22 protein-coding genes are annotated in these 21,191 nt (G+C 68.9%); 11 read left to right on the top strand and 11 right to left on the bottom strand.

Annotation, left to right across the window (positions count from 1 at the left end; genetic code table 11):
- The first annotated feature begins 3 nt into the window (after window positions 1-3).
- Genes NM1_RS27455 through NM1_RS27435 form a run of 5 tightly spaced genes read left to right on the top strand, consistent with a single transcriptional unit; the run spans window position 4 to window position 4,910 of the window.
- Window positions 4-1,302, top strand: a complete 1,299-nt coding sequence (locus tag NM1_RS27455; protein ID WP_068025916.1) for an ATP-grasp domain-containing protein — start codon at window positions 4-6, stop codon at window positions 1,300-1,302.
- A complete protein-coding gene (locus NM1_RS27450) occupies window positions 1,299-1,622 on the top strand; it encodes an avidin-fold protein (protein ID WP_068025914.1) in 324 nt (107 codons plus the stop codon). The genes NM1_RS27455 and NM1_RS27450 overlap by 4 nt, the downstream gene beginning before the upstream one ends.
- On the top strand, window positions 1,619-2,965 hold the full coding sequence (locus NM1_RS27445; RefSeq protein WP_068025912.1) for an FAD-binding oxidoreductase: 1,347 nt from the start codon (window positions 1,619-1,621) through the stop codon (window positions 2,963-2,965). Before NM1_RS27450 ends, NM1_RS27445 begins: the two co-directional genes overlap by 4 nt.
- A gap of 2 nt (window positions 2,966-2,967) precedes the next feature.
- Window positions 2,968-3,726, top strand: a complete 759-nt coding sequence (locus tag NM1_RS27440; RefSeq protein ID WP_211339387.1) for a flavin reductase family protein — start codon at window positions 2,968-2,970, stop codon at window positions 3,724-3,726.
- On the top strand, window positions 3,723-4,910 hold the full coding sequence (locus tag NM1_RS27435; RefSeq protein ID WP_068025908.1) for an acyl-CoA dehydrogenase family protein: 1,188 nt from the start codon (window positions 3,723-3,725) through the stop codon (window positions 4,908-4,910). Before NM1_RS27440 ends, NM1_RS27435 begins: the two co-directional genes overlap by 4 nt.
- Before the next feature lie 9 nt (window positions 4,911-4,919).
- On the opposite strand, the gene NM1_RS27430 is transcribed toward NM1_RS27435, so the two are convergent.
- The 3 genes from NM1_RS27430 to NM1_RS27420 all read right to left on the bottom strand — a co-directional run bounded on the left by NM1_RS27430 (window position 4,920) and on the right by NM1_RS27420 (window position 7,745).
- Window positions 4,920-6,284: a DoxX family protein gene (locus tag NM1_RS27430; protein WP_246011255.1), complete on the bottom strand. Its 1,365-nt coding sequence runs from the start codon at window positions 6,282-6,284 to the stop codon at window positions 4,920-4,922.
- A gap of 131 nt (window positions 6,285-6,415) precedes the next feature.
- The gene (locus NM1_RS27425) at window positions 6,416-7,120 is read right to left on the bottom strand and encodes a DUF4097 family beta strand repeat-containing protein (protein ID WP_147288967.1); all 705 of its coding nucleotides are present in this window, start codon (window positions 7,118-7,120) and stop codon (window positions 6,416-6,418) included.
- Between the two features lie 67 nt (window positions 7,121-7,187).
- Window positions 7,188-7,745 carry a winged helix-turn-helix domain-containing protein gene (locus NM1_RS27420; RefSeq protein ID WP_068025903.1) on the bottom strand — a complete coding sequence of 186 codons (558 nt, stop codon included), beginning with the start codon at window positions 7,743-7,745 and terminating at the stop codon, window positions 7,188-7,190.
- Window positions 7,746-7,867: 122 nt separating this feature from the next.
- On the opposite strand from NM1_RS27420, the gene NM1_RS27415 reads away from it, so the two are divergent.
- Both NM1_RS27415 and NM1_RS27410 read left to right on the top strand, forming a co-directional pair.
- Window positions 7,868-8,260 carry an MmcQ/YjbR family DNA-binding protein gene (locus NM1_RS27415; RefSeq protein ID WP_068025897.1) on the top strand — a complete coding sequence of 131 codons (393 nt, stop codon included), beginning with the start codon at window positions 7,868-7,870 and terminating at the stop codon, window positions 8,258-8,260.
- A 63-nt stretch (window positions 8,261-8,323) separates the two neighbouring features.
- Complete coding sequence (locus NM1_RS27410; protein WP_211339386.1) at window positions 8,324-9,502, top strand: endonuclease/exonuclease/phosphatase family protein; 1,179 nt, start codon at window positions 8,324-8,326, stop codon at window positions 9,500-9,502.
- A gap of 56 nt (window positions 9,503-9,558) precedes the next feature.
- Here the strand turns inward: NM1_RS27410 and NM1_RS27405 are convergent, their stop codons facing one another.
- Window positions 9,559-10,578, bottom strand: a complete 1,020-nt coding sequence (locus NM1_RS27405; RefSeq protein ID WP_068025894.1) for an aldo/keto reductase — start codon at window positions 10,576-10,578, stop codon at window positions 9,559-9,561.
- 141 nt (window positions 10,579-10,719) lie between these two features.
- Here NM1_RS27405 and NM1_RS27400 point away from each other — a divergent pair, with 141 nt between their 5' ends.
- Window positions 10,720-11,307 (top strand): TetR/AcrR family transcriptional regulator, encoded by a 588-nt coding sequence (locus NM1_RS27400; protein WP_068025892.1) that lies wholly within the window; start codon window positions 10,720-10,722, stop codon window positions 11,305-11,307.
- A 9-nt stretch (window positions 11,308-11,316) separates the two neighbouring features.
- On the opposite strand, the gene NM1_RS27395 is transcribed toward NM1_RS27400, so the two are convergent.
- The 3 genes from NM1_RS27395 to msrB all read right to left on the bottom strand — a co-directional run bounded on the left by NM1_RS27395 (window position 11,317) and on the right by msrB (window position 13,214).
- Window positions 11,317-12,105 carry a DUF1460 domain-containing protein gene (locus tag NM1_RS27395; RefSeq protein WP_068025890.1) on the bottom strand — a complete coding sequence of 263 codons (789 nt, stop codon included), beginning with the start codon at window positions 12,103-12,105 and terminating at the stop codon, window positions 11,317-11,319.
- Window positions 12,106-12,246: 141 nt separating this feature from the next.
- Entirely contained in the window at window positions 12,247-12,714 is a 468-nt protein-coding gene (gene msrA / locus NM1_RS27390) for a peptide-methionine (S)-S-oxide reductase MsrA (RefSeq protein ID WP_373864072.1), read from the bottom strand.
- A 44-nt stretch (window positions 12,715-12,758) separates the two neighbouring features.
- Window positions 12,759-13,214 (bottom strand): peptide-methionine (R)-S-oxide reductase MsrB, encoded by a 456-nt coding sequence (msrB, locus tag NM1_RS27385; protein ID WP_068025884.1) that lies wholly within the window; start codon window positions 13,212-13,214, stop codon window positions 12,759-12,761.
- Between the two features lie 309 nt (window positions 13,215-13,523).
- On the opposite strand from msrB, the gene NM1_RS27380 reads away from it, so the two are divergent.
- Complete coding sequence (locus tag NM1_RS27380) at window positions 13,524-15,209, top strand: glycine/sarcosine N-methyltransferase (RefSeq protein WP_068026022.1); 1,686 nt, start codon at window positions 13,524-13,526, stop codon at window positions 15,207-15,209.
- A 52-nt stretch (window positions 15,210-15,261) separates the two neighbouring features.
- Here NM1_RS27380 and NM1_RS27375 read toward each other — a convergent pair whose 3' ends face one another.
- The 3 genes from NM1_RS27375 to NM1_RS27365 all read right to left on the bottom strand — a co-directional run bounded on the left by NM1_RS27375 (window position 15,262) and on the right by NM1_RS27365 (window position 18,568).
- Window positions 15,262-16,854, bottom strand: a complete 1,593-nt coding sequence (locus NM1_RS27375) for an ABC-F family ATP-binding cassette domain-containing protein (protein WP_174556924.1) — start codon at window positions 16,852-16,854, stop codon at window positions 15,262-15,264.
- Window positions 16,855-17,051: 197 nt separating this feature from the next.
- Complete coding sequence (locus NM1_RS42550) at window positions 17,052-17,204, bottom strand: hypothetical protein (RefSeq protein WP_373864070.1); 153 nt, start codon at window positions 17,202-17,204, stop codon at window positions 17,052-17,054.
- A 152-nt stretch (window positions 17,205-17,356) separates the two neighbouring features.
- Window positions 17,357-18,568 carry a PucR family transcriptional regulator gene (locus NM1_RS27365; RefSeq protein ID WP_068025879.1) on the bottom strand — a complete coding sequence of 404 codons (1,212 nt, stop codon included), beginning with the start codon at window positions 18,566-18,568 and terminating at the stop codon, window positions 17,357-17,359.
- A gap of 194 nt (window positions 18,569-18,762) precedes the next feature.
- Between NM1_RS27365 and NM1_RS27360 the strand changes: the two genes are divergently transcribed.
- Window positions 18,763-20,151: a lipase family protein gene (locus tag NM1_RS27360; protein ID WP_068025877.1), complete on the top strand. Its 1,389-nt coding sequence runs from the start codon at window positions 18,763-18,765 to the stop codon at window positions 20,149-20,151.
- Between the two features lie 126 nt (window positions 20,152-20,277).
- A complete protein-coding gene (locus NM1_RS27355; RefSeq protein WP_068025874.1) occupies window positions 20,278-20,586 on the top strand; it encodes a hypothetical protein in 309 nt (102 codons plus the stop codon).
- Here NM1_RS27355 and NM1_RS27350 read toward each other — a convergent pair whose 3' ends face one another.
- On the bottom strand, window positions 20,587-21,159 hold the full coding sequence (locus NM1_RS27350; RefSeq protein WP_084520105.1) for an adenine phosphoribosyltransferase: 573 nt from the start codon (window positions 21,157-21,159) through the stop codon (window positions 20,587-20,589). It abuts the gene before it with no gap.
- Between the last annotated feature and the right edge of the window lie 32 nt (window positions 21,160-21,191).

Below are 21,191 nucleotides of genomic sequence, written 5' to 3'. Positions count from 1 at the left end.
CCCATGAACACCACCAACGATGCGCTGCTGGCCATCGGCAGCGGGCTGCAACTGTACCGGGAGTATCTGGTGCGCTCGGCGCATGCGCGCGCCCGCGCCCTCGGCCTGGATCTGGTGTTGCTCAACAACATCGAACCCACCTGGCAGCGCGGCTATTTCGACGACATCACCGTCGCCAACCTGTTCGACCACGAGATCCTCGCCGATCAGGCGCGCCGGATCGCCCGGCGCCGCAGCATCGCCGGGGTGCTGTGCTGGGACGAACCGCTGGTGCAGCCCGCCGCCGACCTGGCCGACGAATTCGGCGTGCCGGGTCTCACCGAGGCCGGGGTCCGCGGCTGCCGCAACAAGCACCGCACCCGCTCCGTGCTGACCGCGGCCGGGCTGCTGCAGCCGCGGTTCGAGCTCACCCACACCCTAGAGCAGGCGCGCACCGCGGCCGCCCGCATCGGCTACCCGGTGGTGGTGAAGCCGCAGGCGCTGGGCGCCAGCATGGGCGTGGTGCTCGCGGCCGATCGCGCCGAGCTGGATTCCGGCTTCGGCGTCGCGGCCGGGGCCAGCACCATCGGCGACGAGCCGTACCGCGGGACCGCGCTGGTCGAGGAGTACGCGGTCGGCCCGGAGATCAGCATCGACGCCGCCGTCTACAAGGGCGAGTACCTGCCGATGTTCCTGGCGCGCAAGCGGACCGGGCTCGAACCCTATTTCGAGGAACTCGGCCACATCGTCGATGCCGACGACCCGCTGCTGCGCGACGACACCCTCATGGGCACGCTCGCGCGCGCCCACCGCGAGCTCGGTATCGAGAACGGGATCACGCACAGCGAGGTGCGGCTGACCAGCCGCGGCCCCCTGATCATCGAGATCAACGGCCGGCTGGGCGGCGATCTGATTCCCTACCTCGGCAAGATCGCCACGGGGATCGATCCGGGTGAGGTGCTGGTGGATATCGCCTCGGGCCGCCGCCCCACGCTCAATCCCACGCGGAACGCGGTGGCGGGCATCCGGTTCGGCTACCCGGGGCGCGACTGCGTGGTGCGTGCCGTGCGCGTCCCCGACCGCGCCGTCGGCCTGGTGACCGCCGCGGCGATGGTCGATCCGGGCGCGGAACTGCGGCTGCCGCCCGGCGGCTACATCGCGCGGCATTCCTTCGTGGTGTGCGAGGCGTCGAACGCCCGCCGCTGCAACGAATTACTGGATGCCGCAGCGGATCTCGTCGTGCTCGAGGCCCATCCGCTCGACCCGCCCGCTCCCGGTGCGACATTCACGCTCCCGGCCGGACTCCTGGATGCCGACAAATGATCAATTACGAGGGCCGCCGATTCCACAACCCGGCCGCCGACGACGGCGTGATCGCGCGCTACCACCAGCAGGGCGATCTGGTCTGGGCGCACTTCGCCGGGGGCCCGGTGCGGCGCGGCAGCGTCAACGGCGTCGTGGACGAGGCCGGGGTACTCGAGCTGGCGTACACCATGGTGCTCGCCGGCGGCGAGCTCGTCACCGGCGTCGCCCGCTCCACGCCCGAGCACACCGACGACGGCGTGCTCCGGCTGCGTGAGGAGTGGGAACGCCACGGGCCCAACGGTTCCACCGGCATCTCCTATCTGGAGGAGTTGCGGTGAACGAGCTGCAGGGGCTCGTCGGCGGACGGCTGCATCTGCCCGGCGATCCGGGTTTCGCCGCGGCCACGAGGCCGTTCAACACTCGCTACGCCGATATCCGGCCGCTGGGCGCGCTGTCGGTGCGAGACGCCGCGGACGTGGCGAACGCGGTCGGCTGGGCCCGCGACCGCGGCGTGACGGTCGCTCCCCGCGGCGGGGGCCACAGCTACGCGGGATTCTCCACCGGTACCGGGCTGGTGCTGGATCTGCGGGCGCTCGACGAGATTCGTATCGATACCGGCACCGGCCTGGTCACCGTCGGCGGCGGAACCCGCAGCGGCGCCCTCTCCGCCGCGCTGCAGCGGCACGATCTCGCTCTCCCCCTGGGGAATTCGGACGAGGTCGGCATCGGCGGGCTGACGCTCGGCGGCGGCGTGGCGGCGGTCTCGCGGGCCTTCGGCCTCACCTGCGACGCGCTGGTCGAGACCGACATCGTGCTCGCCGACGGCACGGTTCGCCGCTGCAGCGCGACCGAGAACGCCGATCTGTTCTGGGCGTGCCGCGGCGGGGGCGGCGGAAACTTCGGCGTCAACACCTCGTTCACCTTCCAGGCCCGTCCGGCGCGCCCCGGTTCGACCTGCCTGCTGCTGTGGGAGTGGTCGCACGCCCGCGAGGTGCTGTCGGTCATGCAGGAGATCATGGCGGACGCGCCCGACGAATTCGCCGCCCGCATCGGCGCCGCTCGCGCGGGCGACCGCCCGGGCACCGTCTCGGTCATCGGCCAATACCTGGGCCCGGCAGCGGAATTGCGTGAGCTGCTCGCGCCCGCCGTCGCCGCCGCCGCGCCGTATCGCTGCGATATCGACGACCGCACGTATTGGGAGGCGAAGGACTTCCTGCACCACGAGACCTCGGGCCTCCCGTTCGCCGTGCGTACCCGCACCACCCCGAAACCGCTGCCCGACGACGGCATCGAGACGATCGTCGCCGCGGTCGAACGCCTTCCCGGCAGCGGCAATCCCGATGGTGGCGGCGTCGCCCTGTTCACCTGGGGCGGTGCGATCAACCGGATCCCGGTGTCCGCCACGGCTTTCCCGCACCGGGACACGCTGTTCCTGATCTCCATGGACACCTCCTGGAGCCCTTCGGATTCCGCGCGCACGGTGTGGTGCAACCTGGAATGGCTCGACGGCGTGCACGAGGAGATGGGCGTGCACGCCACCGATTCCGCCTACGTCAATTTCACCGATCCGGCGCTGACCGAGTGGCGCACGGCCTATTACGGCGCGAACCATGCCCGGCTGTCCCGGATCAAGCGCCGCTACGACCCGCACCGGGTCTTCGACTTCTGCCAGGCGGTGTGAGTATGCGAACTCCCGTCGAAACACGCGGCGCCGCACCAGCGTCCGACCCCGGCCCGGACGTGTCCGGCGGACAGATTGCCGAACCGGCCGTCGACTGGACCGAACCGCGACCTGCGATCGAGGACGTGACCGTACCGGGATCCGTGTGGGGTTGGACGGAACCCGCCGGCCGGGGCCACAGTCCGGCATCAACGCGGCGCGGCCGACTGCTGTCGCCACGGGCAGCGCCCACCTCGGCTTCCGCCGACGTCGATCTGCGCGCCGTCATGCGGAGCTTCGCGACCGGCGTCGCGATCGCCGGCACATACGTCGACAGGCCCGGCGGCCGGCGGCACGATGCGGTCACCGTCAACTCCGTGTCGTCGCTGTCGCTGGAGCCGCCGCTGGTGTCCATCGCCCTGCGGACGGGCTCCGGCTTCGGCAGGGCGATCCGCGCATCGCGCGTCTGGTCGCTGTCCATACTCGACGGTGGATCACAGTCGCTGGCAAGCCTTTTCGCTCGAGACCGGACCGTTCGCGACGGGGCGCTGACCGCGCAGCGCACCCGGCCCGGCGGCCGCACCGGAGCGCTGCTGTTCGACTCCCCCGCCTGGCTCGAATGTGTGCTCGACCGGACCTACGACGTCGGTGATCACGTCCTGTTCATCGGCGAGGTCGTGGCGGCGGGCGCCCGCGATCCGGACACCGGGCTGGTGTTCCTGCACGGCGCATTCCACTCGCTTCCCCACTCCCCCGACCATCGCTCAGGAGGCACCCCATGACCATCGTCGAAGAACCCGGCCTCGCGACCGGCCGCAGCCCGGAGGCCGCCGAGATCCTGGCGCGCGCCCAGTCCGTGGCGCCGCTGCTGCGCGACCGCGCCGAGGAGATCGAGCGGCTGCGCCGCCTGCCCGCCGATATCGTCGAACTGCTGCGCGATACGGGCGTTTTCCGGATGGGATTCGGAAAGCACTGGGGCGGACCGGAATTGACCTCGGTCGAACAGACCGAGGTGATCGAGGCGCTGGCCTACGGCGACGCCTCGGCCGGTTGGTGCGCCATGATCGGATCCGACACCGGGCTCTACGCCTCGTTCCTCGCCGAACCGGTGGCGCGGCAGATGTTCCCGAGCCTCGACATGGCCACCGCCGGGTTGCTGTTCCCGGTCGGGCACGCCGAGATCGTGCCGGGCGGCTATCGGCTCACCGGACGCTGGCAGTTCGGCAGCGGCATCACCCACGCCGACTGGGTGGTGTCGGGCGCCTTCCTGTTCCGCGACGGAGCGCCCGAACCCGGCCCCGACGGCGCCCCGCACGATTCGCGACTGATGATGGTGCCGCGCGAGCGGGTCCGGGTGATCGACACCTGGCACACCACCGGGCTGTCCGGCAGCGGCAGTTGCGATTACACGATCACCGACGTGTTCGTCCCGGCGGAGCACACGCTGGTGTTCGCGGACGTGCACGGACCGGCCGGGCCGCTGGCCCAGCCGGAGGTGCACATGCGCAATATGCCGGGGGTGCCGCTCGGCGTCGCGCGCGCGGCCCTCGACCACGTTCGCGCCGAATCCGCCTCCCGCGCGGACGATTACCGGCTGCAGGTCACCCTCGCCGACTGCGAGGCCGACTATCACGCCACCCGCTCCGGCGTCTACGCGGCGCTGCGCCAGGAATGGGAGGTACTGGCGACCGTTGGCACCATGGCCGACTTGACGCCGGAACAGCGTGCGGCACTACCGCTTTCCCGCCTGCACGCCTTCCGCACCGCCCGATCGATCGTCACCCGCCTCTACGACCTCCGCCAGACGGCCGCCATCTACCGGCCCTCGCCCCTGGACCGCTGGCTGCGCGACACCACGACCATGTGCCAGCACATCGTGGCCCAGGACCGCATCCTGCAGTCCGCGGGCGCCCATTTGACCGGCGGCACACCGAGTTTCAAGCTCTGCCTGGGACTCGTGCGGTAGCGACCTCGATCAGTGGTCGCTCGGCGCCCGCTGCACCCAGTGGAACCGGTCGGTGCGCAGCGGCATCCGGTCCAGGTCCTGCTGCTGCAGGGCGACGGTCACCGGCCGCCCGCCGAGCGCACCGGTCAGGATCAGCCGATCGGGCCGGGGCCGGTCGTAGGTCAAGGTCGCGAGCTCGGTGGGCGCCGCGTCCGAGGCCTGCGGCGCCTCGGTCAGCACGATCCGGTGTGCCGCGGCGTCGGTCTCGGCCCGGATGGGCACGAGGGTGTCGTCCATGCGCTGGTAGGTCGTCTCCAGCGCGTCGAACACCAGTCGCTTCCAGCGGGTTTCGTCGGTCGCCAGCGCCGGTACCGGCTGTCCGTCGAGGTCGAACTCGGTGACGTTCCAGATCCCGTACAGCGCGGGCTTCTCGACGCCGGGCCCGATCTCGTACCAGGCCGCCCGCGCCTCCCCCACACAACCCGCCAGCACCCAGATGCCGAGCACGACCTGCGCCGCCGCGGCGAGCCGGTTGCCCCGGGCCGAGCGGAACAGTCGCGGTTGCCTGGCGGGCTCCGAGACACGTTCCAGCACAAGGAAATCGGCCAGTCTTCGGGCCTGCGGAGCCAAGACCACCATCGACAGCAGCATCAGATGGAACGACAGGATCTTCACCGGCACGTTGAAGGTCATGTTCAGCACGAACACCTGCGCCAGGCTGACCACGCTCAGCAGGGCTCCCGCGGTGGCGGTGCGCGGCAGGAACAGCAGCACCCCGCCGAGCACCTCGGCCAGCCCCAACAGCACCTCGTAGACCGGCGATGCGCCGACCTGATTCCACAGCAGCCCGAGCAGATTCAGGTCGCCGACGGGTGTCAGCAGCGTGGTCAGCGAGGGTTCCGGCATCTGGGTGGGGATCGCCTTGGCGAAGCCGTACCAGAGCATCTGCCCGCCGAGGAACATCCGCACGACGAGGACGAACCATCCGCCGAGCGCCACGTACTCGGTGCGCCGCCGGTCGAGAACCGTCCAGACGAGGGTGATCGCGGCCGCGACGACCACCAGCATGAAGATCGTCACCCAGATCGCGGGTTGATCACCGCTGCCGTTCTTCGAGAACGAGGCGTCGACACCGAAGACGTGCCTGCCGACCCACTCGGTGATCGGGGCGAGCGCACGGACCTGGAACAGCACCGCATCGAACGGCAGCGACTGCCGTACGACGCCGACGAACGCGTAGACCAGCTGCGCGGCGGTCAGGCAGAAGAGCAGGAAATAGGCGAAGCAGAATCGAAAAGCGATCCGGGCCAGTGGATTCCACGGTTGCCGCCCGTCGCCGCCGACGGCCCGGGAATCGCCCGCCGGGTCCTGCTCCGCCACATCGACCACGTTCACACCTGCACCTCACTCCTACCACCGATACTGCGTGAGCGGACGGTATCCGACCGGCAACCACCCGCGCCTCCAGGAGACCCCTGGTTCACCGGTCCTCCTTTCGGCTTATGCGCCAGGTCACGGCGCAGTGGCTACGTCCCGGAAATCTCCACGTCGCCGGACAGGCTGTGCGCGGCGAGCAGCGGACCCGCATCGCCGGTAGGCACGGTGACGCTCCGGCGTCCGGAGGTGGTGTCGGCCTCCACTCGGTACGGCCCGCCGGGCACCCCGAGTCGCACGCCGCCGGACAGGGTCTTCACCGATACGGAGCCGGGCGAGCCGGTGTAGGCCAGCGCGACACTGCCGGATTTCGATTCCACGGTGGTCTCGGCCGCCCCGCCGAGCCCGGTACCGGTGACGGCGCCCGACGCGGACTCCAGCCGCGCCGCCGACACCCCGCGGACCTCGATATCGCCACTGGCGGTGCCGAATTCGACCCGAGCCGTCGCCGGAACCGTCAGCTCGTAGTCGATATAGCAGTCCGCACAACCCTTTTCGAAGGTGAGCACGCCACCGGAGAGCTGCTGGGTGGGGTTCGGTTCGGCGGCGTCGCGGTAGTGCACGGTGCGGTGAATCCCGACGCCGGTGCCGTCGCCGGGCGCGGCCTTGATGAAACCGCTGGCATTGCCGGTGATTCGGACTACGGTCACCGAGCCGTCGACTCGCGCATCGGCGACGACGGTCCGCAGGCCGGTGCCGTGCCCCGCCGAGCCGGTGTCACCGATCGCCGACGCCGAGCATCCGGCAAGGAACAGCCCGGCGGCCAAGGCGGCAGGGATTACCGATCGTTTCGACATGTGTTGGGGATTCCTAACTTTCGAGCCGATCCCGAACAGGATCGGCGACAGGGTCGCGCGCGACGGTTCAGCGCGGGAAAGCGCGGATACCGATGTGCGCGGGCTCGGCGCCCTCGGGCGCGCCTTTGCGCACCGGGACGAGATAGGGCCGCAGGAGTTCGTCCACCGCGCCGAGCAGTTCGCCCAGCTCGGCCGGGGTGACGTTGACGGTGTAGCCGTGCAGCGCGGCGGCCCGCACCCACTCCTTCGGCAGCTCCTCCTGCCGGTCGAGAAACCGCGCGGTGAGCCGGTTGTCCTCGTTGAGCTGCATCCGGACCAGCGCGTCGCGCTGCGTGCGGGTGGCCGGATCGTCGGCGAAATCGTCGAGATCGAAGCCGACTTCGGTTGCGCGCCATGGTCGTTCGCGGCCACTGCCGCCCTCGACCGGCTCCACGAATCCGAATTTCGCCAGCTGGCGCAGATGCCAGCTGCAGTTGGACGCATTGGAACCCACCGCTTCCGCACATTCGCTCGCGGTACGCGGGCCGACACCCGTGAGGTAGTGCAGCAGCGCCACCCGCAGAGGGTGGGCCAGCGCCTTCAACGCGTCGGCGTCGCTGACCCGCCTCGGCTTCGGGGATTCCATCCGGCTCCTATCTGAAAGAACTCTTTCGAAAGAACTCTTTCACGTTAACCGAGTCCTCGGCCTCGGCGCAATCCCCGCGGTGATCGTGTACGCACCCAGGCAGTGACACCTAGACTGCGGCCATGGACCCGTTGCCGCGGCTGCGGAAGATCTGCCTGGCGCTGCCGGAGAGCAGTGAGCGGCTCAGCCACGGGTGCCCCGCCTTCTTCGTGCGCGACAAGAAGGTGTTCACCATGTACACCGTCGCCGCCTACGACGAGCCCGGCCCGGCGATCTGGTGCCCGGCCGCGCTCGGAGCGCAGGACGAACTCGTCGATGCCGAACCGCACCGCTTCTTCGTGCCGCCGTATGTCGGCCATCGCGGCTGGGTCGGGGTGCGCCTGGACGTGGACCTGGACTGGACCGAGGTCGACGGCATAGTGCGCGATGCCTTCCGTCTGGTCGCTCCGAAGAAACTCGCCGCCCGGCTCGAAACCGGTAACCACCGGCCCTCGAACGGCGATAACCGGTCATAGCGCACCGACATCGGTCTCGGGGCAGTTCGCGTCGATGCGCGCCCTCTCACACGGAGTACAGCCATGCCGACCGACCGCTTGCGGATCGCCGCCTACAACGTCGAAAACCTCTTCTCCCGCCCCCGCGCGATGAACGCGCCGGAAGATGTCGCCGAGGGAATTCTCCAGGCACACGCCCGGGTCAACGAGCTGATCGAGAGCGAAACCTACAGTGCCGCAGACAAAACCGAGATCCTGCGACTGCTGAAGAAGCTGCGCCTGCTCCGCGACGACGGCGACCCCGCCCGCCGGGACACCTTCGCCGTCATGCGGAAGATCCGCGGCCGGCTGCTCGAACGGCCCCAGGGCGGCACCGAGGACGACATCATCGTGGTGGCCGACGGTCGCGACGACTTCGTCGGCTTCGTCGACCTGATCAAGGATCCCATCCTCGCGTTGGCGGTCACGCATACCGCCCGCGTCGTCTCCGAGGTCGGCGCCGATATCGTCGGCGTCGTCGAGGCCGAGGACCGGATCACCCTGCAGCGCTTCAGCGAAAGCCTGATCCGCCTCGCCGACGACAAGCCGCGGTACCCGCACGTGATGCTCATCGACGGCAACGACACCCGCGGTATCGACGTCGGCATCCTGGCCACGGGCGAGTACCCGCTCGAGGATATTCGCTCTCACGTCGACGACGGGCCGTTCGGCAATCGCATCTTCAGCCGCGACTGCCCCGAATACCGATTCCGCTTCCCCGCCGGCAGCGGATTGGCGGGGCAATCATTGGTGGTACTGGTCAACCACCTCAAGAGCAAGTTCGGCGGCAACCAATCCGGCAGCGACAAGCGCCGGCGCGGCCAGGCCGAGCGGGTCGCCGCGATCTATCAGCGCCTGCGCGACGACGGCACCGAGCACGTGATCGTCCTGGGCGACTTCAACGACACCCCGGCCAGCGATCCCCTGGCGCCGCTGCTCGCCGGAACCGACCTCACCGATATCGCCGCCGTGGCCGATTTCGACGACGGCGACCCCGACGAGGACCGCCCCGGCACCTTCGGCAACGGCACCAAGAACAACAAGATCGACTACCTGCTGCTCTCCCCCAGCCTGTTCGCGCGGACCACCCGCGCGGGCATCTTCCGCAAGGGCGTCTGGGGCGGCGTCAACGGCACCCTGTTCCCCCATTTCGACACCATGACCAGCAAGGTGCACGCCGCCTCCGACCACGCCGCGATCTTCGCCGATATCGATATCTCCTGACGGATCGCGGAACCGAGTCCGATGCCATCCCGCGGTCCGTCCCTCGGGGCGAACGCTCAGCGGCGGCGCAGCGACGGATCGAGGAGGGCGGGCGGGGTGTCGTGCTTCTCGGCCGGGGCCAGGTCGAGACCGGGGGCGACGATCGCGTCGATGGCGTCCAGCACGTCGGCGGTGAGCACGGTGTCCGCGGCGGCGAGCTGGGAGTGCAGGTGGTCCATGGTGCGGGGCCCGATGATCGCGCTGGTCACGGCGGGGTGCGCGGTGACGAATCCGAGCGCGAGCTGGATCAGGGTCAGGCCCGCCTGCTCGGCGACCTTCGCCAACTGCTCGACGGCATCGAGCTTGGCCCGATTCACGGGTACGTCGGTGTCGAACCTTTCCGGCATGAATCCCGAACGGCTGGTGGCGATTTCCCGGTCAGCGCGAATCGCGCCCGACAGCCAGCCCGAGGCCAGCGGGCTCCACACCAGCACACCGAGCCCGTACTCCTCGGTCACGGGAAGGACGTGAGATTCGATGCCGCGCTGCAGGATCGAGTAGCCGGGCTGTTCGGTGACGTATCGGCTCAGGCGATGCTCGCGGGCGGCCCACTGGGCCTGCGCAATTCGATAGGCGGGGAAGGTCGAGGATCCGAAGTAGCGGATCTTCCCCGCGCGCTGCAGGTCGGTCAGCGCGGACAGCGTCTCCTCGTCGCTGGTGACCGGGTCCCATCGGTGGATCTGGTACAGGTCGACATGGTCGACGCCGAGCCGCCGCAGGCTGTCGTCCAGCGCGGTGACCAGCCAGCGGCGCGAGCTGCCCTGGTGGTTGCGGTCGTCGCCCATCGGCATATTCGCCTTGGTGGCCAGCACGATGTCGTCGCGGCGCCCGGCGATGGCCCGGCCGACCATCTCCTCCGACTCGCCGCGGCTGTACATGTCGGCGGTGTCGATGACATTGATCCCGGCCGCGAGGGCGGCATCGACGAGGGCGGTGGCTTCGTCCTGGCTGGTACGCCCGATCGCGCCGAAGTTCATCGCGCCGAGCGCGAGGGTGCTGACCTGCACTCCGGTGCGGCCCAAGGTGCGGTATTGCATGACGGTTCCTTCGCAAGGGGTGAGCACGGCTGGCCTCGGCCTGCCGGTTCTGGCATCCTGAACAAGCGGAACGTTGTTCCGTTAACAAATATACGGAGCATTGTTCCGTTTGCCAACCGGAGCGGAAGAGGTAGTGGCGCAGTGACGGACAACGGCGGCGGATCAGGATCGCGGGCCCCGAAGAAGCGGGCCGACGCGCGACGCAACGAGGCGGCGCTGCTGGACGCGGCCGCCAGGGCCTTCGTCGAATCGGGCGTCGATGTGCCCGTGCGCGATATCGCCGCCGCGGCGGGCGTCGGCGTCGGCACGATCTACCGCCACTTCCCCACGCGCGCGGATCTCATCGTCGCCGTCTATCGGCACCAGGTCGAGGCATGCGCCGAGGCCGGACCGAAGTTGCTGGCGGACAGCGCAACCCCGCACGCCGCCCTGGCCCGCTGGATCGACCTCTTCGTCGACTTCCTGATCACCAAGCACGGCCTCGCCGGGGCACTGCAGTCCGACAACGCGGCTTTCGAGACCCTGCACACCTACTTCCTCGACCGCCTCGTCCCCGCCTGCGCGCAGTTGCTGGACGCCGCCGCCACCGCGGGCGAGATCCGCTCGGACATAGCCGCCTACGAACTACTGCGCGCCGTCGGCAACCTGTGCGTCGGCGCCGAGAGCACTACGGACTACGACGCCCGCCGCATGGTCGGCCTCCTCATCGCGGGCCTCCGCCGCGAATGAGGCAACGCGCTACTGCGCGCGCAGGACGATGATGCCCGGGGTCGACCGGACGTAGTCGGCGAACGGGCTGTCCACCACCTTGTTGTTCGCGTCCAGGGACGAGGCGTTGCGGAAGACGGGGCCGTCCGGGGTGGAGACGAAGATGCCGACGTGGGTGACGTCCAGGCCGGGCTGATCGGCGTAGGCGCCGATGTAGTCGCCGGTGCGGAGTTGGGCGACGACGCCGTCGTCGACGGCGGCGCTGGGGATGTAGGTGATGTCGCGGTCGACCACCGGTATGCCCGGAAGGTAGGTTCCGCCATCGCCTTTCGCATTGAGGCGCTCGGCGGTGGTCACCGCCGCCGGGCTCAGCGTCGCCGTGATATCGGCGGCCGCGACGCGCGGCGTGTGCGCCCAATCGCTGAAGAAATGCTTGCGGTGGGCGAAATCGACTGTGCCAGCGGCGTATCGGGTGTCGACCAGATTCGCCGTGAACTGCGCCCGGTCGGCCGAGCGGCTCAGCGCTTCGACGTAGTCGAGATAGGTGAAGCAGTCGACCCGCCGGAAATCGACGACCAGTTGCTCGGGCTCGGTGGCCGAACCCACGAGCATGTCGGCGCCGTAGGGCGTGCCGAGGAACCGCCGCGACAGCAGTTCGATCAGCTCGCCCTTGCTCCGCGGGCCCGCCGCGGCCTTGGCGGCCAGCAGCTCATCGATCTTCGCCGCGGTGTAGTCATCGATGTTCGCCGCACTCGCCGGGGGCACCGCCACCGCTACCCCGCACACCAATGCCAGCACGATCAGCAGCGTGCGAGCCATGGTGCGCAAAGTACCTCCCGGCTGACGTGAGCGACGCCGACCGCGGCGCCCGAGTTCGGCGGACGAATCGAGGCTACCCTCCTGGCTCGCGGTCGCGGTGGGCATCCGTGCTGAATCGGTCATGCCCACCGCGTCCGAACGCTACTGGCCGGCGATCTCCCGCTTCGGCAGCTTCCAGCCCGGGCGGGGGAAGTGGCAGGTGTAGCCGCTCGGGTAGCGCTGCAGGTAGTCCTGGTGCTCGGGTTCGGCCTCCCAGAACTCGCTCGCCGACGTCACCTCGGTGACGACCTTGCCCGGCCACAGGCCCGAGTCCTCGACGTCCGCGATGGTGCCCAGGGCGACGCGCTTCTGCTCGTCGTCGAGGTAGAAGATCGCCGAGCGGTAGCTGGTGCCGATGTCGTTGCCCTGACGGTCCTTCGTCGTCGGATCGTGGATCTGGAAGAAGAACTCCAGCAGCGCCCGGTAGTCGGTCTGCGCCGGGTCGTACACGATCTCCAGGGCCTCGGCGTGCCCCGGGTGATTGCGGTAGGTGGGGTGGTCGTTGCGGCCGCCGGTGTAGCCGACCCGCGTCGACAGCACCCCGGGCTGCTTACGGACCAATTCCTCCATCCCCCAGAAGCATCCGCCGGCGAGAATAGCCTTCCGCGTGTCGGTCACGCCTCCTCCTTCGCGAAGAGAGTCTTGTACTGCCCGTAGCCTTCCGCCTCGAGGTCGTCGAGGTGGATGAACCGCAACGCCGCCGAGTTGATGCAGTATCGCAGCCCGCCCGCGTCGCGCGGCCCGTCGGGGAACACGTGCCCGAGATGGCTGTCGCCGAACGCCGACCGCACCTCGGTGCGCACCATCAGATGGGAAAGGTCCCGCTTCTCGGCCACGCTCGCGGACTCGATCGGCTTGGTGAAACTCGGCCAGCCCGATCCGCTGTCGAACTTGTCGACCGAGGCGAACAGCGGTTCACCGGACACCACGTCCACATAGATACCCGGTTCGTGGTTGTCCCAGTACTCGCCCGTGAACGGCCGCTCGGTGCCGTTCTCCTGGGTCACGTGGTACTGCTCGGGTGTCAGCGCGTCCACCGCCGCCGGGTTCCGGTGATACTCCTGTGCCATACGACCTCCTCATGTCGGCTCCCGGTACAACGGACGGCGGTGCCGCGAAAATCCCGTCCGGCGCCCGCCGTCACACTTCCGTCATCACCCGTGCACCAGCCATTACTCCTCCTCGAGTTGCCGGGTTCGCATTCCCTCCATAGCTTGAATGTGGGCGGTAGTGCGACCGGTCAGTGCGGATCGGGCGCGAGGGCTACTCCGGTCGGAGTGCAGAGGTCGGGTTTCCAACCGACGACGAGCGCGCGCCGGGCGCGACTGTGCTGCGGGAAGGCAACGAACCAAACGACGCCCGGCGGAACGGATATGGGCATGACTCAGCAACCCAGTACCGACGGCTACGGCGCCGAGGGAGACGTCCGGGCACATCCCGAGCAGGCATTCGGCGAAGACCCCCTGCTCGTTCGAGACACCGACCACTACACCGACGAATACGTCAAGGGATTCGTCGAGAAGTGGGACGAATTGATCGACTGGAAGAAGCGTTATGCGAGCGAGGGCCGCTTCTTCATCGACCTGCTCAAGTCGCGGGGAGTGCGGTCCGTGCTGGACGTCGCCACCGGCACGGGTTTCCATTCCGTCCGCCTGATCGAGGAGGGCTTCGACACGGTCAGTGTCGACGGCAGCCCGGAGATGCTGGTCAAGGCGTTCGAGAACGGCCGCACCTACGGCGGCCACGTGCTGCGGGTCGTGCACGCCGACTGGCGCTGGCTCAACCGCGACGTGCACGGGGAGTTCGACGCCGTGATCTGTCTCGGCAACTCCTTCACCCACTTGTTCTCCGAGCGGGACCGGCGCAAGGCGCTGGCCGAGTTCTACGCGGTGCTCAAGCACGACGGCATCCTGATCCTGGACCAGCGCAATTACGACACGATCCTGGACAACGGCTTCACCAGCAAGCACACCTACTACTACTGCGGCGATTCGGTGACCGCCGAGCCGGAGTACGTGGACGAGGGACTCGCGCGGTTCCGGTACAGCTTCCCGGACGAGTCGCAGTACCACCTGAACATGTATCCGCTGCGCAAGGACTACACCCGAAGGCTGTTGCGCGAGGTGGGTTTCCAGCAGGTGGAGACCTACGGCGACTTCCAGGACACCTTCGCCGCCGAGGAGCCCGACTTCCTCGTCCACGTGGCGGAGAAGAACTACCTGCAGACCACCGACTACCGCCGGAACTACTCCACGGCCGTCAACGTGGCGCGCGACTACTACAACTCGCAGGACGCGGACAACTTCTACTTCACCATCTGGGGTGGCGAGGACATCCACATCGGCCTGTACGACACCCCGGAGGAGGAGATCGCCCCGGCCAGCCGCCGCACCGTGCGCCGGATGGCGAGCAAGCCGAACCTCACCGCCGACAGCCGCGTCCTCGATATCGGCGCCGGTTACGGCGGTGCGGCCCGGTATCTCGCCGCCACCTACGGGTGTCACGTGTGCTGCCTCAACCTGAGCGAGGTCGAGAACGACCGGAACCGGGAACTCAACGCGCAGCAGGGCCTCAGCGAGCTGATCGACGTCGTGGACGGCTCGTTCGAGGATCTCCCGTTCGAGGACAACCAGTTCACCGTGGTGTGGTCGCAGGACGCCATGCTGCACAGCGGTGACCGGGTGCGGGTGCTGCAGGAGATCATGCGGGTGCTGAAGCCGCGCGGCGAGATCGTGTTCACCGACCCGATGGCGTCGGACTCCTGCGACCGGTCGGCGCTGCGCCCGATCCTCGACCGCCTGCACCTGGAGTCCATGGGATCCCCCGAGTTCTATCGGCGCGAACTGCACCGCCTCGGCGTCGACGCGACCGAATTCGAGGACCACACGCCCCAACTGACCACCCACTACGCCCGCGTCCTCCAGGAGACCGAGCGGCGCGAGGCGGAGATCTCCGAAACCGTCAGCGCCGCATACCTTTCCCGGATGAAGGTGGGCCTGCAGCACTGGGTCGACGGCGGCCACGCCGGAAACCTGGCGTGGGGAATCTTCTACGTGCGCGCCTGAATTGCGTTGTCCGTCATTCCGGCACGGCGGCGCGTGCCGGAATGACCGGTCGCTAGGTCGGCACATCCTCCACCAACCCATCGCTCGTGAGTTCCACCCGCCGCGTGACTCCGATGTCGTCGAGGAAGTGCGGGTCGTGGCTGACCACGATCAGCGCGCCCTCGAACCCGGCCAGCGCCTCCGTGAGGTGGCGCAGGCTGGGGAGGTCGAGATTATTGGTGGGCTCGTCGAGCAACAGGAGCTTCGGCGCGGGGTCCGACAGCAGGAGCATGGCCAGGGCCGCGCGCAGTCGCTCGCCGCCGGACAGGGCGCCCGCCGCCACGTCGGCATCGGCGCCCCGGAACAGGAAGCGCGCCAGGTGGGCGCGGACCTGCTCGGCCGTGGCGTGTGGCGTTGCCGCCGAGACGTTCTCGAACACCGAGCGCTCGTCGTCGAAGATGTCCAGGCGCTGCGGCAGCGTGCGCCACGGCACCCGCGGCCGTTCGGCCGCGATGCGGCGCAGCAGGGTGGTCTTGCCCGCCCCGTTGCGCCCGGTGAGCGCGATCCGTTCCGGTCCCGACACCTGTAGCGAGACGACCGGCCCGTTGGCCAGCGTCACCTCCTCCAGATCGAGCACGTCCTGGCCGGGGTACAGCCGGGTGCCGGGCAGATCGACACGGATCTCCCGGTCGTCGCGCAGCAGCTCCTGAGCCTGTGTCAGTTGATCTTTCGCCTCCTCCACCTTCGCGATGTGGTTGTTGCGCAGCTTGCCCGCCGACACCTGGGCCTGCCGTTTGCGTTCGGCCATGATGATTTTCGGCTCGCGCTTGCTGTCCCACATCTTCTGCCCGTACCGCTTGCGGCGATCCAGTTTGATGCGGGTCTCCACGAGTTCCCGCGACTGCTTGCGCACATCGCTGCGGGCGTCGCGGACCGCGGCGCGAGCGGCCTGCTGCTCGGCCTCGACGATCGCCTCGTAGGCGCCGAAACTACCTCCGAACAACCGGATTTCGCCCTGTCGCAGCTCGGCCACCGCGGAGACCCGGTCGAGCAGCTCCCGGTCGTGACTGACGGTCAGCACGGTGCCGGGGAACTGGCCGACGACATCGTAGAGCCGTTGGCGGGCAACCGAATCCAGGTTGTTGGTGGGTTCGTCGAGCACCAGCACGTCGGGCTCGCGCAGCAGTTCGGCCACCAGGCCCAGCAGCACGGTCTCGCCGCCGGACAGGGTGTCGAGGCGCCGATCCAGCTGTGCCACATCGTCGGCCAGGTAGTGCAGGCCGAGCCTGCCCAGCAGGGCCACGGCGTGTTCCTCGACATCCCAACGGGTGCCGACGATCTCGAAGTCCCGCTCCTCGCCGTCGCCGGATTCGATGCGGTGCAATGCCTTTCGCACATCATCGATCCCGAGCACGGCGTCCACGCGCTGCCCCGGCGCCAGGCCCAGGTCCTGACGCAGGTATCCGAGGCGGCCGGGCGCGGTGATCGATCCGCGCCCGGGGTGCAGTTCACCGGCGATCAGCCGCAGCAGCGTGGATTTTCCGGCGCCGTTGGCACCGACGAGGCCGATATGCCCGGGTCCGAGCACGGCGTCGAGACCGTCGAAGACGGGGGTGCCGTCGGGCCAGACGAAACTGAGATCGGAGATAGAAACAGTAGATGACATGTGCATACTCCTGCGAGGTGGCGTGAGATACGGCGCGCGAATGCGGGCCGTCCGGGGCTACCTCAGCAGTGCAATGCACAACTCCGATCGTCGGAAACAAGACGTCTACAAGTTAGCCGAGACAACGACGGGCGCGCAAGGGATATTTCCGGGATCCAGCTCACACCGGGCACGCGCACGCCGGAAACCCTTGCGGCTCAGCCGATCCGGAAGACCGGGAAACCCGGTGCGATGGCCGCCAGCTCCTCGTCCGAGGCGTCCTTGGTGACGCCCTCGAAGAACCGGCCGACCTCCCAGCCCCACTTCCGCAGGTACAGCCGCAGCACCGGCACCGTGTCGGCGTCGGCCACCTCGCATGCACCGCCATAAACCCGAATGTCAAGAGCAGTGCTCTCTATTTGGTATGCGGGCCTGCGAATGCAGCGACTCGCCCATCCTCCCGGCAAACGCCCTCCCCGCCCTTTCCGGCAGGCGCCGGGACCGAGTCGCGCCGTCCACGCGGTCAGCCGGTTGCCTCCGGCCGACCTGCTCCTTCGAGGTCGGAGGCGATGAGCGCGGCGGCGAACAGCTGCGCGTGTTCCGGACGGCCCGGGTCGTATCCGGTCAGTTCGGCGATCCGGGCCAGCCGGTAGTTGAGGGTGTTGCGGTGCACCACCAGCGCGGCCGCCGCCTCGAGCCGGTGGTAGTCGTGAGAGATGAAGGCGCGCAACGCCTCCAGCAGATGACGATGCTCGGCCAGGGGATGCAACAGGCCGAGCAGCCAGCTACGGGCCGGGCCCGGCCGCGCCAGCTGGTACTGCAGCGCGAGATCGGCCATCCGGTACACGCCGGTGGGACGCCCGAGGCCCGCCGCCAGCGCCGCGATCTCACCCGCCTCCTCCGCCTTCGCGGCGACCTCGTGCGCGGCATCCGCCAGTGCCGCGCCCGCCACCGTGCGGACATCCGCGGCCGTCGCGATCCGCGCGACGATCGCGTCCAGTCGCGACGGCGTCGTCGCGGCACCCGACGGCACCAGCACGCAGCCGCCGGTCCGCTCCAGCATGGTCAGCGCCTTCGGCGACAGCGTATCGATCTCCGCGTGCACCGCGCGCAGCGAGGGGCGAGCAGAGGCGGGCGCGGTCAACCGGAAGACGAGGACGTGAAAGCCGCCGTCCAGGGGAATGCCGAACCGCGCGGCCAGCAACTCGGCCTGCTTGCCCTGCAGGAGTGCCTGCGCCACAGCACGTTTCGCCTCACGCTGCTCCCAGTGCAGATCCTGGCGCTCGCGCAGGTACGACGCGGCCACCCCGGGCGTCACCGCCCCGAGATAGGCCAGCAGGTGCGGCACCGTGGCCAGCAACTGCTCGCGTTCGTGCGGAGTCCGCGACAGCGCTGCCACGGCGCGCCAAGCCGAGATCGCGCCCCGGTGATACACCGACAGCACCGTATCCAGCGGAACGCCTTCTCGCGCACGGCGAACCGCGACCTCGATCAGCTCGTCGAGTTCGTCACCGCCCAGTTCGCCGCCGCGCTCCAGCGACCGCAGGAACAGCCGCAGGTTGGCCTCCGCGGCGGCGGTCATCTGGGCCTCGATGAGCCCGGGCGGAAACTCCTGGTAGTCGGGCACCGTCGTCAGCACCTCCGCGACGATGCCCGCGGCGATCTCCGGCATTCGTTCGCGCAGATGCGCGACGAACGGGAAGGCTGCCGGAGTCGATACCGGAACGGACGTCATGCCGCATTGTTCACACAACCCAACCGGCGACCGCAATGGGCAGTTCGACAACCCGCACCCGGCGCTCGCGGCCGCCGGGTCCCGTCGGATGCACAAACCCGCCGGGCGTTTCCTGGATCGATGACCGGTGACCGCGGCCACCGCTGTCTGAGACCGTGAATCACCGCAATTCGCCTCGGAGGAAATGGGGTTCGATGATCGACATTCGTTGGGTGCGGAGGGCGGTGACGATGCTCGCCGTCGCGGGCCTGGTTGCGCTGCCCGGAACAGTGGACGCACAGCCACCCGAGCAGCCTGCGATCGAACCGATGCCCGCGGTCACCCTGCCGCCGGAGTTCGACGAGTTCTACCGACCGCCCGCGAGCACGGTCGCCGGCGCCGAGCCCGGCCAGATACTGCGGGCACGCCGAATCGCCCCGGCGTTCCTCGGTTTCGACCAGCTGAATATCGACGGCTGGCAGCTGCTGTACCGCACCACCGACAGCCACGGGCAGGCCATCGCGACGGTGACGACGGTGCTGGTGCCGCGCGCCCCGGCGCCCGCCGGTGGGCGAAAGCTGTTGTCGTATCAGATCGCCGAGGACAGCGCCGCCCAGTACTGCGCGCCGTCGTATGCGATCCAGTCCGGTGCGATCCCGATCGAATACGTCACGGCCGCCGAGACTCTCATCCCGATCGCCGCCGGTGTCGGGCAGGGCTGGACGGTGTCGATCCCCGACTATCAGGGACCGAATTCGGCGTACGGCACCCAGTGGATCAACGCTCAGGCCGCCCTCGACGGCATCCGCGCCACCGAGAACTTCGCTCCCGCACAGGTTTCCGGACCCGGCACCCCGACGGCGATGTGGGGCTACTCGGGCGGCACCGTCCCCACCTCCTTCGCCGCCGAGATCGCGCAGGACTACGCGCCCGAGCTGAACATCGTCGGAACCGCGGCGGGCGGGATCGCGGCGGCCGATTGGCCGGCGGCGATGCGGCACAACAACAACGGCGTCTACACCGGCCTGGTCGGCGGGGTGCTCGCCGGAATCGCCAACGAGTACCCGGAGATTCGCGACCTGCTCGCCCGCGAGGTCGACCCGCTCGGCCAGCTGTTCCTGGCGAGCAAGCGGGTGCTGTGCCGCGCCCAGGGCTCGGCGATCGTGCCGTTCTACAATTATCTCGGCTCGTTCACCGGCGGGGACCCGCTGCAGCATCCCGTCGTGCAGAGGTTCATCGCCGAAAACTCACTGGGACAGCGCACTCCGTCGATGCCGGTATACATGTACCACGCGCAGAACGACGAGATCCTGCCCAACGCCGGGGTGGACCGGCTGGTCGGCAAGTACTGCGCCGAGGGCGCGCCCAGCGTCACCTACGTGCGAGAACTGCTGGCCGAACACATTTCCGGCGTCTTCAGCCATATGCCCGGTGCGTTCCACTGGCTGCGCGACCGGCTCGACGGCGAACCGGTACAGCCGGGCTGTTCGATCAGCAGTCCGGTGAGCACGGTGACCGAGCCGCAGATGGGTCAGGCCCTCGCCGAACTTGTGCCCACCGTGCTGCAGGCGCTGGTCGGGCAGCCCATCGGCACCGGCAGATAGGGACCCGTGCGCCCGAACGAACGTGCCGTTCGACCCGTCTCACGGGTATGCGACGCAACCGTTCGCTGCGGGGCCTGACAAGGGGGCTGTCCGTTTCGAGCGGGTCGAAACGGGCACGCCCCACACATGTACAGATACCGCACTTATCGCACCACACACGGCAACGGAGCGACCGCGGCGGCGATCGTCAGTACCGTCGGCGGCGTCTTCGCACTCATCGAGGCCGTCTACATCCTGCTGCTGGTGTTCGACGCCAACCCGGCCAACAAGTTCTTCGGCTTCATCAAGGGGCTGGCGGAGCCGCTGGCGCTGTTCTTCCCCGGCCTGTTCAACACCGGCAACTTCGATCTCGATGTCATCATCAACTACGGTCTGGCGGCGGTGTTCTGGCTGGTTGTCACCGGCATAATCGCCAGGCTGATCGCGCGCTTCTGACTACAGCCGCACGATCGAGGTCAGCGGATAATCGCCCTGCCGCTCCCGCCCGCCGAGGAAGCCGAGCTCCAGCACCACGGCGGCCGCCACCACCTCCGCACCCGCGGAGGCGAACAGTTCCGCGCCCGCGGCCAGCGTCCCGCCCGTGGCGAGCACGTCGTCCAGCAGCAGCACCCGGCGACCCGCCAGATCGACTCCGTCGGCGGGGATCTCCAGCGCCGCCGAACCGTATTCGAGGGTGTACTCGCGCGAGATCACCGGCGGCGGCAGCTTGCCCGCCTTGCGCACCGCCACCACACCCGTCCCCAGCACGGCCGCCACACCCGCCCCGAGCAGGAATCCGCGCGCATCCACACCCGCCACCAGATCGACATCCGTGGCACACGAGCCCAGGCATTCGATGACTGCCTCGAACCCCTCGGCGTCGGCGAAGACGGGCGTCAGGTCGGCGAAACGCACTCCCGGCGTGGGAAAGTCGTCGTGCCAACGGGTCAGCCGCTGCACCGCCTCGGCCGCCCGTGCGAGCCGCTCCCCCGCCGTCTCTTCCGTCTCCACCATTCCGTGCTTGCTCATCTGCACCCACTATCCTCGCTCAGCCCGCGCCC

It is taken from the genome of Nocardia mexicana NBRC 108244 (assembly GCF_001613165.1).
Classification (GTDB): domain Bacteria; phylum Actinomycetota; class Actinomycetes; order Mycobacteriales; family Mycobacteriaceae; genus Nocardia; species Nocardia mexicana.
The sequence above is the reverse complement of the archived record's forward strand: the minus strand, read 5'-3'. Positions and strand labels throughout refer to the sequence as shown.